The sequence below is a fragment of the Bifidobacterium aemilianum genome, from assembly GCF_003315635.1.
Classification (GTDB): Bacteria; Actinomycetota; Actinomycetes; order Actinomycetales; family Bifidobacteriaceae; genus Bifidobacterium; species Bifidobacterium aemilianum.
In genome coordinates this window covers 282,987-295,823 of record NZ_PDCG01000003.1, presented here as the reverse complement: position 1 = coordinate 295,823, position 12,837 = coordinate 282,987, and the positions used below count along the sequence as shown (strand labels likewise).

Here is a 12,837-nt window from a genome sequence, read left to right as displayed (position 1 = left end):
GCAGGCGCATCAAAAAGTGGTTGCTCCCAGCAATCATGTCGGAAGCAACCACTCATCAATGGTCACGCACTGACCCCACAGCTCGTACAGGCATCGGCGTTACTGCGCGGAACCACCTTCGCCGTCGCCGGAGACCTCAGCCTCCACATCAGCCAAGGGGTCCTCCGGCATGGTGCTGAGCTCCAGATGTTCACCACCGGTCTGGTCAGCCAGCACGGTGTCCCCATCATGCACTTTGCCAGACAGCAGCATCTTGGCCAGCTGATCGCCGACCTCGGTCTGCACCAACCTACGCAGGGGCCGGGCTCCATAAGCGGGATCATAGCCGGCGTTTGCCAGCCATTCACGGGCCGCCGCGGTGACATCCAAAGTGATCCGCCGCTCGGTGAGACGCGAAGCCACATGCTTGACCTGCAGATCCACAATTTGCCCCAGCTCATCGCGGGTCAGCGGATCAAAGATGACCAGCTCATCCAACCGATTGATGAACTCGGGCTTGAACTGCCCGTGGACCGCATCCATAACTGCCGCATGCTTGGCCTCATCATCCAAATCGGTCTGCACCAGGAATTGGGATCCGAGGTTCGAGGTCATGATCAGAATCGTGTTCTTGAAGTCCACGGTCCTGCCCTGCCCATCGGTCAGCCGGCCATCGTCCAGGACCTGCAGCAGGATATCGAACACCTCAGGATTGGCCTTCTCCACCTCGTCGAACAGCACCACGGAGTAGGGGCGCCGCCGCACGGCCTCAGTCAACTGGCCACCCTCCTCGTAACCGATATAGCCGGGCGCCGCGCCGATGAGACGAGATACGGAAGCCTTCTCCATATACTCACTCATATCGATGCGAACCATGGCCTTCTCGTCGTCAAAGAGGAAGTCAGCCAAAGCCTTGGCCAGCTCGGTCTTGCCCACACCGGTCGGGCCCAGGAAGAGGAAGGAACCAGTCGGACGGTTGGGGTCGGCTATGCCAGCACGCGAGCGCCGGACCGCGTCGGAGACGGCACGAACGGCTTCCTTCTGACCGATCACACGCTGCCCGAGATAGTCCTCCATATGCAGCAGCTTCTCATTCTCCCCTTGCATGAGGCGGCCCACGGGAATGCCGGTCCACTCAGCCACGATGCCCGCAACCGAATCGGCGTCCACATGGTCGGGGACCATGGGCTCGGCAGTCTCCAAGTCATTGGTTTCGCCGGACTTCCCCGCCTCAGCGGCGGTTTCGGCGGCGTCCAACTCCTTCTGTATGGCAGGGATCTCACCATAGAGAATCTTGCTGGCTTGCTCCAGGTTGCCTTCGCGGGTGAATTTGTCGGCTTCAACGCGCTTGGCATCGAGCTGTGCACGCAAATCGCCCACCTTGTTGTGACCGGCCTTCTCATTCTCCCAACGCGCCTTAAGACCACTGAGCTGCTCACGGGTGTCAGCCAGATCGGACTGAAGCTTCTGCAAGCGAGCCTTGCTGGCAGGATCATCGGCCTTCTTGAGCTGCATCTCCTCCATCTCAAGCCGGGTCTCCTTGCGCTGCAGCACATCAATCTCCTCAGGCTGCGAATCGAGCTCCATCCGCAGGTGGGCGGCGGCCTCGTCCACCAGGTCGATGGCCTTGTCGGGCAGCTGACGGCCCGAGATGTAGCGGTTGGAAAGCGTGGCGGCCGCCACCAACGCATCATCACCGATGGTCACCTTGTGGTGAGCCTCGTAGCGTTGCTTGAGGCCGCGCAGGATGGCGATGGTGTCCTCAACACTGGGCTCGCCCACGAAGACCTGCTGGAAACGACGCTCAAGGGCAGGGTCCTTCTCGACGTGCTCACGGTACTCATCCAAGGTGGTCGCGCCGATCAGGCGCAGTTCGCCGCGAGCCAGCATGGGCTTGAGCATGTTGCCGGCGTCCATGGAGCCTTCGGCGGCGCCCGCCCCCACGATGGTGTGAATCTCGTCGACGAAGGTGATGACCTGCCCGTCCGAGCCCTTGATCTCGTTGAGCACGGCCTTCAGCCGCTCCTCGAACTCACCGCGGTATTTGGAACCGGCAACCATGGAGCCAAGGTCCAGACTGATGAGCTTCTTGTTCTTCAAGGTGGCAGGCACATCTCCCGCGACAATACGCTGGGCCAGACCTTCGACCACAGCGGTCTTGCCAACTCCGGGCTCACCGATAAGGACCGGGTTGTTCTTGGTGCGGCGAGAGAGAATTTGGATCACGCGACGAATCTCCTCGTCACGGCCAATGACGGGGTCAAGCTTGCCTTCCTTGGCCTGGGCAGTTAGGTCCGTGGAGTACTTCTCCAGGGCCTTGTACGACCCTTCGGCATCGGGGCTTGTCACTTTTGCTCCGCCACGCACCCCAGGAACGGCCTTGCGTAGGGCATCAGCCGTGACAGCATTGGCCTTGAGTATGTTCTGGCTCTCGTTGGGGCCGGACGTGGCGATGCCGATGAGCAGGTGCTCAGTGGAGACGTAATCGTCACCCATGGACCGCATTTCCTTCTCGGCCTGGGCCAGGGCTGCAGTCAGCTGGCGGCTGGCTTGCGGCTGCGATGTTGATGATCCGCTGGCGCTTGGGAGCTTGACCAAAGCGTTCCGCACGGCTGCGCCAATGGCTTGTGGGTCTCCTCCCGCGGCCTCAATAAGACCTTGCACCACGCCATTTTCCTGACGCAGCAAGGCATCCATAACATGTAGGGTCTCGACTTGTGCATTCCCTGCCGCAGATGCACTCTGAATGGCATCCCCAATGGCTTCCTGGGCCATGGTGGTGAACTGCTGTTCCATGTTTATTGTCCCTTCGTCTCTGCACTGCCCGGCCAAGCCTTCACAGCCAGTCGCATCCAGCTCGTCTCACGAGGACCTGCGCCGCTATGGAATCTGCTTAGTGTCCGGCAGTGCGCTCTTGCGTAACTATTGTGTTTAACCAATTCACCGAACGCCTTATTCCCAAAGTTGAGCGTCAATGACTCAAGTTTAGGAATTCGCCTGCTAGGGGCGCCGTGTGGCGCCGCGCAGACTTAGTCCTTTCCCACTCGACTCACCCCAAGAGGCAAAACTTTCCCTTAACCCGACCATGCCCTCACCATCACGCGCGCATCTCGGCTTGGGGCGAGTCGCCGGCTACGAGAACAACGTCACCACCGCATATAACTACGGATATAGGTGCTTCCATGGTTGGGAAGAAGATCAAGCATCGCGGCAAACCTGTAATTGCGACAAGCCGACAGCTACGGCATAGTGCGGTTCACGATCCGTGACTCACCATAACCACGATCACATGTCTTTCCTGACTGATTTGCAGGCCAGCTCTCCTTGTAAAGGCAGGTGGGGTGAGTCCCGGAGACCGCACTCAACCACCAACAAAAACAAAACCCGCAGCCCCAACACGGAAGCTTGAAACGCAAGGCATGCGCACAGTCTCCCACGGCACCAGACCTCCGGGTGTGTCGCCCTCAATCGCTTATGGCACAAGACTTCCACGAACACACATCAAGACCCTCACGAATCAACGTTCGTCCACACACCCTCGTCAGAGCCACCTCATGCCGAATAAGTGCCTACCGTGAACTTATGTTTGAGATAGTCGATGAACCGCCAGTGCGTCAGATCATGCGCCACAAGGCCTGGCAACGGCAGCAGCGCGCCATCGCGGATTGCCTCAACGCACAGGCAAGAACAAAATACACCGTCACCGCCGGACTGTTCACAGCGGCCAGTTTGCTCGGCGTACCAGTACCCAACGAGAGGCTGCATCGGGGCATCTACACTATCGTCAAAAACAGGGCCAAACGTATACGGCTGATCAACGTCTCATGCCATAGCTGGAACAACGCCGATTCCTTAGGATCAACAATCGACGTGCACGGCCTTCTTTGCCTCTCCCCCGAGGCGCTCTTCGCCCAGATGTCCTCCTGGCTCACCCTTCGCGAACTGGTAGTTTTCGGCGATTCGCTGACCTGCCGCGACCGGCTACTCAAACGAACGTCGATCAGAGACATCCAAGTATTCCTAGCGGAATGCGACCCGTTCAAAGGACTCGACAAATGCCGCCGCGCCTTGACCCTCATGAAGGAGAACACCGATTCTCCAGCCGAGACGAACCTACGACTGCTCATACGTAGCTTCGGTTTCCCCGACCTTAGCGTCAACATTCCGGTCTCAGTGGAGCAACACACATTTCTGATTGACATGGGTTGCCCTGAATACAAAATAGGCATCGAATTCAACGGGCGGCACCATAGGCAGCAAAGCGCAGAGGACTGGGAACGCTTAAACGCCATTCACTCAACACGATGGCGAATATTCACCGTGGAAACCGATTCCATACAAACCGGAACGCAGATCAGGTCGTTCGTAGATTGCCTACAAAGAGCGCTAGTGAAAGCCGGAGCCTTGGGATTCAAACGATTCATGGAGCCACTAAGTGTCAAGGAAATGTGCGACAGGCGCAGACGACTGCCACAGTAGCTTGGTTGCCGGCGCAGTCACCGAACACGACGGACTCGCCTAGGAGCAGGCAAGGTTTACAGCCAGACCCAAGTCCTCAGCCTTGCACCACCACATTCCGCAATTCACCAATGCCGTCGACCTTCACCACCGCCTCATCACCCGGCTTAAGCTGTCCGGATGCGTGAGGCGTACCAGTCATGATCACATCTCCAGGCAAGAGCGTGGCAAAGCTGGAGATGAAAGCAATCTGCTCAGGAATGCTGTGGACCAAATTGGCTGTCGTGCCGGAGGCCTCGGGTACTTCCTCGCCATTCAGACTGAAGGAAATATGGGCGGCCTGCCAGGCAAACTCGGTTTCAATCCATGGTCCCAGCGGGCAGGAGGTATCGAAACCCTTGGCTCGGGTCCACATGGGATCGCTCTGCTGCAGATCGCGCAGGGTGACGTCGTTGACACAAGTAAAACCGAGAACATACTTCATGGCCTCTTCAACAGGTACGTTCTTCGCTATGCGGCCCATGACCACAGCCACCTCAGGTTCATAATTCATGTCCCGCGAGCAGGCCGGCATGACGATTGGGTCATCGGGGCCAATCACTGAGGTGCTGGGCTTCATGAAGACTACCATCTCCGCCGGCGCCTGTGCGACCGGTGCCTGGCCCTGCTCGTGCATGTAAGCTGCGTGAGCCTGATAGTTCTTAGCCAACCCGTAGACCTTCGAGGGAATAATCGGGGCCAGCAGACGGACTCCGTCGGAATCAAGTGGTATCCGATCGCCCGTGGGCTTGACCGGGCGGCCCCCCAGAGGGTAGCCATCCAACGGAACCAAGTATTCCTTACCATCAGCGGAATCCTTCTGGATGAAAGCGTACTGGGGGACATCATTATGGGCAAAACGTGCGATTCTCATGGTTCCTAGCCTACGCCAAGGGCAGGTTAGATGACGGGGCGGGGGCTGGGTTCATTACGCCAATCACTCCTAGCCGACACACCCCAACAACGAATAGCCAACCACCCTTTAGGCCTCCAGCCTCTTGCACCTGGGCAACGATTGCTAAGGTGAGCCGAGATTCTAAGCGGCCGCCATGCGAGACTTTGGCCTAACGGATACAGCCGGATTCATGCGTAGCCTGCGCGATTAGAGGTAGGAAAAGACGGCTGGCGCCCACAGACTCACCCTTAAGAGCAATAGGGGACAGCCAGACGGGGAAAATGAGGATTCCTTCTGCACATCAGAGGTTAGGGTGAGCCAAGATTCGGAGAAAGGAGCGGAAGGGGGAGCAAGATTTGAAAAGAGGAGAGGAAGGGAGAGCCAAGATCGAGAAGGAATATCGGAAGGGGAACCAGGCGGATTGATGAGATGGCTTGCGCATGGCAAAGGATGAGAACGCGCGTACATTAAGCGCGCACGCACACGGCCGGATACGCCTGGAGCGTTGGGAAGGAAGCGGAGAAGAGGAAACTACACGAAGGCGCGCTCACCGAAAATGGCAGTGCCGACTCGGACCATGGTTGAGCCCTCCTCTACAGCTATAGCCAGGTCTGAGGTCATACCCATGGATAGTTCGCAGCAATGTTCCGTGCCGGGATGCCCGGAAGTCCTGATGGCTTCGCGCAGGCGGCGCAGGTGCGAGAATCCCTGGCGGATGATGGATTCATCATCCACATGGGCACCGACGGTCATGAGCCCCTGCAGGTCCAGGCCGTCCATAAGACCAATTTGGACGGCAATATCAATGGCCTGGCTGGGGGCGCAACCAGACTTCGATTCCTCGCCGGACTCATTCACCTCCAGGAGGATACCGACCACTGCATTACGGGCCACTGCCCGGCGACTGATCTTCTCAGCCAAAGCGACCGAGTCCACAGACTCAATGGTTGTTACAAATGGCAGTATCTTGCCGATTTTGTTGGATTGCAGCTGACCAATCAGATGAAAAGGCAGCGGCTTGGGTTGTTCCATATCAAGACCGCCCCCCTCCCCCTGCGCAGAAACCGAAGCAGCAGCAAGCGGCCCCTGGGAGGCAATAGCGCCAGGATGCTCGCTCAAGTCCAATCCTGAACCTAGGTGCCATGGGTTGTGTTGCCCCCGTTTGAACACCTGAGACCCGTCAACCGGCGGGCCGACCGCTGCATTTCCAGCGAAACCCTGAGTTTCTTGGGTAGAAGCCTGCTGCCCCCCGGCAGCCGGGTCCACGGCCTCGCTCCCGCTGGCAGCTCCCAAGATGAGTCCGCGTTCGGCACATTGCCTGGTCAGACCCGCCCCTTTAGCAACCACCTCCTGCGGTCGATTCTCGCCAATCATGTCAACACCGGCATCAATGGCGGCCATGATCTCCCCGACGTCACGCGTCTTGGTGGCGGCCAGCAACTTGACCGACTCCGGCTCACGGCCAGCAGCCGCCTCGGCGTGGGCAATGGCGGCCCGCACCTGCGCCACATTGTCGGCGATCTGCCCGGCCCGAGCAGCATCAATATGCTCGTTGGCCAGATCCTTGTGTTCCATATACGCCGTCATGCTTACCTCGATTGCTTGCCTCGCTGACAACATCCTAGGCACAATGGGCCGACTAGGGCAGCCTCCCCCGATCTGCGGCCATACACAATCCTGACCATGATATGGCCCAATGCCGCAGAAAGGCTCTGGCAGCATCCGCCGGACCTACGGAGACTCAAACGGCAAGAAACTCCACGATGCCCTCAGGTAGCTGTTGGTCAGCTGGGTGGTCCTGAAGAGGCCTCCAACCACAATGGCTGAAAATGGACAATGCCTCTTGGGCGCTCATGGGGCGATAGCTAGTGGACAAGCCGAGCAACCACGCGCAGTAGCCCACAACCGCTTCAGGCCGAATACCAGCGGACCTCAACGTGCCCATATCCAAGGAGCGCTCGCGTTTGGCGAGTCTGCGACCCTGCGGCGATTCCACCAGAGGCAGGTGGGTGTAGCGCGGGTTGAGTGGTGATTTGACTGGTTCGCACGGATGTGAGGCATGAACGGCCCCAGGACCTTGGGCCTCAGGATAGCTGGAGGAAACGCCGCAGATAGCCGGACAAGCATCAGCGTTGCCACTGGAGCCAAGGTTGCCTTTGTTGTAGCAAATTTCACCAGCATTCCGGGGACCAGGGGTAGCTTTGGCAACGTTTGCATCGCTAGAATGGCTGACACCGCTGCCATCGCCGAAAGACCCATACGTCGCATCGACACCGTCAGGCATGGTCACCCCGTTAGACTTGACCTCACGAATAGGCACGGCCGCACCAGCAGACATGATTACATCGGCAACACCGGGCATGGTGGCAGCACCTGGCATGGTCTCACCAGCAGGCATGGCATCGCCATCGGGCGAAAGACCATATCCCGCCGCAAAGCCTGCATCAAGGAGGCACCGACGAATCCAGATCTGCAGGGCGGTCGACCGCAATAGGTCTCGACCACGGACAACGTCATCGACCCCCATGAGCAGGTCGTCAACCACAACGGCCAGTTGGTAGGACATTACCCCATCGGCCCGCCTGACCACGGAATCACCAATATCAGCAGCCAGGTTGAAGTTCTTCCGGCCGTAGATACGGTCGACGAAGACTGGGTCTGACAAGAACGAGTCCCCATCCGGGTTCGCCTCCGGCATGGCCAGGCGCAGGGAATGCTGGTCGCCAGCGGCGATGCGTGAGTTCATTAACTGCGGATTGGCCCGCCATAGTCGCCGGCAGGTACCCGGATAGACAACAAAACCGTCTCCCTCCTGCGGGGCCGCGGCCGCCCGGATGTCCGAACGGGAGCAGAAGCAGGGATACACGAGTCGCTCCCGGGCGCTCCCCACCCCGACATAACCGCTCTGGCCATCAGTCTGGCCCACGCCCTCACTCAGGCCTCCTGGCCCCAGCCGGTAGTGTCGCAGCAGTTCCAGGGCACGCTCGTATAGCTCACCCCGCTGAGATTGGTAAACGGGTTCGCCATCCCAATCCATACCCAGCCAGGCGATGTCATCCATGAACCAGCGGTCTGCATCCGGAACGACTCGGGGTCGGTCGATGTCTTCGATACGTAGGAGCAGGCGCCCCGCCCCAGTCTTCCCAACACCGGAGTCTTCGGACCGGGCGGACAGCCAAGCCGCCAGCATGGCGTAGACATTGCCTATGTGAATCCGCCCGGATGGGGTCGGCGCCAATCGTCCAGTCATAGCACCCTTATAGCAGGTGAACAGCCCAAGATGCAGCCGCGGCCGGGCCTCACCCCATCTCAAGCTCAAGCCGCCCGCCACAAGCCCAGCGGGGCCGGTGGCCGTCATTGGATCCATAGTTCCGAATCCAACGGCCATTCGTTGACCACGCAACCCCGCAGCCCTATGGATTGCTGCTGCATAAGGGGCGCCAGCTGGCCGGCCCCGGGGCACACGGGCTCGTTGTCGATATGCCCCAGGCGGTGGCCGACCTCGTGGTTGATGACCATGGTCCGGTAGCGTTGCATATCACCGCCAGTGTCCAGCCACTCCTGGGTCGCCTGATTCCAGCGGTCCTGGTTGATGATGACTTGGTTGCCCACCCGGCAGCTGTATTCGTTGGAGCAGCCTTGGAAGAAGCTGGTCATGTACTGGGCCTCGGAGAGGATGAGCGTCATGTCGCAGTCCCCGTTGGCCCCTTGGGTGAACGTTGCTCCGGCCCTGGGCCAGCCCCGGGCATCATTCAAGGCCCGGTAGACCAAGTTCTCAAATTCGTCGGTTTGCCCGACCTGCCCCTTGGTGGACACGCAGTAGGAGTAGTGCCGTTGCTCGTGGCCGGAAGCGGCTGCCGTCGCTTGGGCCTTAGCCAATATTCTGGACCGGTCCTCCTGGGACAAGGGATTGAATCCTGCCATCGGGGCAGGAGGCGCGGAATGCTTCACAAGCGCGGAATCATAGGATTTCTTGGAAGCGTCCGACCGCTTGGAGCCAGCCGGGCTTCCCGTAGTGGGCTGTTGCCCTGAAGAGTGCCCCGCCAGCGAATGCATCGTAGCGGCGAAGCCTGTCAATAGGGCTATCGCCAGCAGGACCAGCACGCCGAACACCACCAGCCGCCGGGTAAGGAAGATGCGTGAGGACGTGGGGCCAACGGCGCTATACGCAGCCCGGGGACACAGATCCGCAAGCATCTGATGCCAGGCCTGGCTGACCCAACGTCCCGGGGCCACCAACAGCAGCGTGACGAAACGCCAGAAGGACTGCACCGTCCGCATGAGTCGCCCGATCCACAGTGAGCCGGAAGACGTGTTATGACCAGCTTGCGAGCGCCGGCTGGAATTGGCGTCAGCGTGATTGCCGCTAGGGGGCCGGCTTGAAGGATTGCCGGCAGCATGCGACCTGGCATCGCGCCCTTTGGGGTCACGGCCAGGCTCGTGGACAGGATGTACCACGGCCCCTCCTCAAGGTTGTCGGATTGCCACAGCACCCAATATACCCACCGCCCCTACCGCGGGCATGGGTAGGGCCCAGTTGGACCGGTGTAGCTTGGTGACAGTCGGTAGGGCGAGGTTGGGGGATGAGTCGACCACCAATCCCACCACAGCCGCTTGCGGACCTGGCGAGCCGGCACGCCTCCACAGACCTCAGATTGACGACACTCCGACTTGAATCATTGGTCGATGAGAGTATAGTAGTCATCTGGCTCAAGAAGTGCCGACGCCCCTGTAGCTCAGTTGGCTAGAGCAGCTGACTCTTAATCAGCGTGTCCGGGGTTCGAGCCCCCGCGGGGGCACTTCCAGCTAGAACCGCAGTAACCACCAGGTTGCTGCGGTTTTTCCGTATACTGCCGGAACCCGGGCTATGGGATTAGGGGTTATAGGCCTATAACCCCTAAACGTGGTGTTTCTGTTGTGGATTTGAGCTTGTGGCAGTAGGCGTGTCTGGGGTTTATTAATAGGTCGGGCCATTAATGGGGGTTGCCTGGGCTGTGGTGTCCAGTTCGAGGCCTATAGGAACTGAGCACGTTTTTAAGCCAAACTGTGCCTTTAGGAACTGAACGTGGTGTTTAAGAATCAGTTTTGGAATGTGTTGTATTGCACGCGATCAGTCTGTCTCGTCTACGTATCTGAGGGATCCTTGGAATTCGCTCCGGAGATGGCGGCACCGTAGTTGCTGGGCCCTCCCGGCCCATGGGATCCCAAGCCAGTGCTTTGATTTGGGCTTTCAGTTGGCCCCTGAGTTAGAGGAAGGCCAGGAATGGCGAGATCACCAGGAGCAGGCCAACGAAGATTATCAACCATAGCCCAGGCCCCTTGTACTTATGCAAGCTGGGAACCTTGTAGACCAGGTAGGCCGGAATAAGGCAGCCAATCAGCCCGAAAATAGGTGAGCAAATGGAGGTGAAACTCAGCACCGGCGCGTTCAGCAGAATGGCACCCCAGGCCACCAGCACCGAAAAGACCAGAATCGATCCCTTCATGATCCTGGTGTTGATGCGCTCCTCCGGCATGAAGCGCTTGAGGATGTTGGTCGCAATGCCCTCGCAGGCCTCCCGAAAACCAAGGAAGACCCCAAAGAAGGCCGTCATCACGGCGAAGATGTTCAGGATGAGGCTGAGGATCTTGACCAGGCTCCCATCCATGTTCTGGGCGGCGATGGCCAGGGTGGAGATGTTCTTATTGTAGGCCTCCACCGCCTCGTCGTGCCCCAGGGCCAGATTGAAGGAAACGGCATAGAAGAAGACGACCACGAAGAGGGTCACGAAGGCTATGTTCATGGCCCGCAGGGATTTGTACCTAGCCACCTCGATGTTCTTGTTGTGGGCCCGGAAGGATATCACCATGGGCGAGAGCGACTGGAGAAAGAGGATGGAGGTCAGGGTGAAGGGCAGCAGCACTATGGTCTGCTTGACCAGGTAGCCCAGGTCGGGGAAGGAACCCACATTATGCAGGTCCCAGAGTCCAATCATGGACACCCCGAGTATGAAGACCACCACCAGTTTGGTCAGGACCATGAAGCTGGATATGTTGAAGAGGACCTTCTCGGCCCTGGAGGCGATGGCGACCAGGAGGCAGATGACCACCAGCCCATAGAAGGGGTTTGAGGACCAGACGGTTTTGGTCAGGTGGAAGGAGTGTAGGAAGGAGGCGCTGTCGTTGGTGATGGCCGTCGAGTAGACGAATATCCAGATCAGCAGCATCAGGAAATAGAGGATACCCAAGAGGAATCCCCAATTCTTGCCCAAATATCCGCTGATGACGCTGGGATAGTCCCCGCCCTCCTTGGATTCGGCCAGGGTGTTGATGAAGAGGCGTTGGAAGAGGTACATGGCCGGGTAGGCGATGATGGCTGAGACCAGAAAGACCCACAGTCCAACCAGGCCCACCTTGACTGGAAGAAAGACTATGCCGGCACCGATGGCCATGCCGATAGACATGATGACCCACCCCCAGTCGGTACTGTCGAACTTGGTCTCCCTGCGCCATTCCTCCAGACTCATGCCGGCCTGATCAGCATGACGTTGGGCGGCGGCCGAGGCTCTGCTCCCGGTCAGCGGTGTAGGTATCCGATCTGCTGGTGACTGTGCCAATGTCTTACTCTTTTCCTGTTCTCCCACCAATATAGTTGTCTGGACAGAGGCAGGTATGGGCAGCGCGCATAGCGAAAACCGGCCCCGCCCGATAAGAGCGGAACCGGTTTCAGCGGTATTCGCCTATTGACTGACGACCTTACTCAGCCATGACCTTGACGGTGAAGGAGGCGGAGATCTCGGGGTGCAGTTCCACGGTTGCGGGGAACTCGCCGGTGGTCTTGATGGGGTCGACGGTGATCAGCTTGGGGTTGACCGATGCCTTGTCGGACAGGGCGACGGCGATCTTGTCGGCGGTCACGCCACCGAAGAGCTTGCCGGACTCGGACACCTTGGCGGCGATCTCGACGGTGGCTCCCTCGATGGCGGCCTTGGCGGCGACGGCATCCTCGCGGGTGGCGACGGCCTTGGCCAGGCGGGCCCGCTTCATGGCCTCGATCTGGGAGGCGGCGTTCTTGGTCCAGGCGAAGCCCAGGCCCTGCGGAATCAGGTAGTTACGGGCGTAACCGGCCTTGACCTCGACCACATCTCCGGGCTGGCCCACATTGCTGACGGCCTTGGTGAGAATAACTTTCATGGTAGCCATTTGTCTCTCCTCCTAATCAGCGGCCGTTGGTGGAGTAAGGCAGCAGGGCCATCTCGCGGGCGTTCTTGACGGCCTGGGCGATCTTGCGCTGCTCCTGGACACTCACGCCGGTGATGCGGCGGGAACGAATCTTGCCGCGGTCGGACACGAACTTGCGCAGCAGGGCGACGTCCTTGTAATCAATCTCGGTGATCTTTGCAGCCTTGAGCGGATCGGCCTTCTTTTTGAAGGGCTTGACCGGCGGCTGTGGCCTCTTTCTTGACATCTGATGTTCTCCTTATGAC

The 12,837-nt window shown here is 59.2% G+C and carries 8 protein-coding genes, 1 tRNA gene and 1 pseudogene; 2 read left to right on the top strand and 8 right to left on the bottom strand.

What is annotated here, in order from left to right; all coding sequences use genetic code 11:
* Positions 1–99: 99 nt before the first annotated feature.
* On the bottom strand, positions 100–2,775 hold the full coding sequence (gene clpB / locus CRD60_RS05000) for an ATP-dependent chaperone ClpB (protein WP_113860184.1): 2,676 nt from the start codon (positions 2,773–2,775) through the stop codon (positions 100–102).
* 813 nt (positions 2,776–3,588) lie between these two features.
* Here clpB and CRD60_RS04995 point away from each other — a divergent pair.
* Positions 3,589–4,458, top strand: a complete 870-nt coding sequence (locus tag CRD60_RS04995; protein WP_113860183.1) for a DUF559 domain-containing protein — start codon at positions 3,589–3,591, stop codon at positions 4,456–4,458.
* A 76-nt stretch (positions 4,459–4,534) separates the two neighbouring features.
* Here CRD60_RS04995 and CRD60_RS04990 read toward each other — a convergent pair whose 3' ends face one another.
* From CRD60_RS04990 to CRD60_RS04965, 4 genes and pseudogenes are all read right to left on the bottom strand, one after another.
* Positions 4,535–5,350: a fumarylacetoacetate hydrolase family protein gene (locus tag CRD60_RS04990; protein ID WP_113860182.1), complete on the bottom strand. Its 816-nt coding sequence runs from the start codon at positions 5,348–5,350 to the stop codon at positions 4,535–4,537.
* Positions 5,351–5,902: 552 nt separating this feature from the next.
* Complete coding sequence (locus tag CRD60_RS09125; protein WP_236630845.1) at positions 5,903–6,958, bottom strand: YggS family pyridoxal phosphate-dependent enzyme; 1,056 nt, start codon at positions 6,956–6,958, stop codon at positions 5,903–5,905.
* 847 nt (positions 6,959–7,805) lie between these two features.
* Positions 7,806–8,621: pseudogene (locus CRD60_RS04970) on the bottom strand (glutamate--tRNA ligase family protein); the annotation flags it as partial.
* A 104-nt stretch (positions 8,622–8,725) separates the two neighbouring features.
* Complete coding sequence (locus CRD60_RS04965) at positions 8,726–9,295, bottom strand: DUF3152 domain-containing protein (RefSeq protein WP_330848979.1); 570 nt, start codon at positions 9,293–9,295, stop codon at positions 8,726–8,728.
* A gap of 801 nt (positions 9,296–10,096) precedes the next feature.
* Between CRD60_RS04965 and CRD60_RS04960 the strand changes: the two genes are divergently transcribed.
* Positions 10,097–10,170: transfer RNA gene (locus tag CRD60_RS04960), tRNA-Lys, on the top strand.
* A gap of 447 nt (positions 10,171–10,617) precedes the next feature.
* Here the strand turns inward: CRD60_RS04960 and CRD60_RS04955 are convergent.
* The 3 genes from CRD60_RS04955 to rpsR form a co-directional block, all read right to left on the bottom strand.
* Positions 10,618–11,877, bottom strand: coding sequence for an SLC5/6 family protein (locus CRD60_RS04955; RefSeq protein ID WP_113860181.1), 1,260 nt, complete (start codon positions 11,875–11,877; stop codon positions 10,618–10,620).
* 229 nt (positions 11,878–12,106) lie between these two features.
* Entirely contained in the window at positions 12,107–12,553 is a 447-nt protein-coding gene (gene rplI / locus CRD60_RS04950) for a 50S ribosomal protein L9 (RefSeq protein ID WP_113860180.1), read from the bottom strand.
* A gap of 16 nt (positions 12,554–12,569) precedes the next feature.
* Positions 12,570–12,818, bottom strand: coding sequence for a 30S ribosomal protein S18 (gene rpsR, locus CRD60_RS04945; protein ID WP_113860179.1), 249 nt, complete (start codon positions 12,816–12,818; stop codon positions 12,570–12,572).
* Positions 12,819–12,837: the final 19 nt, after the last annotated feature.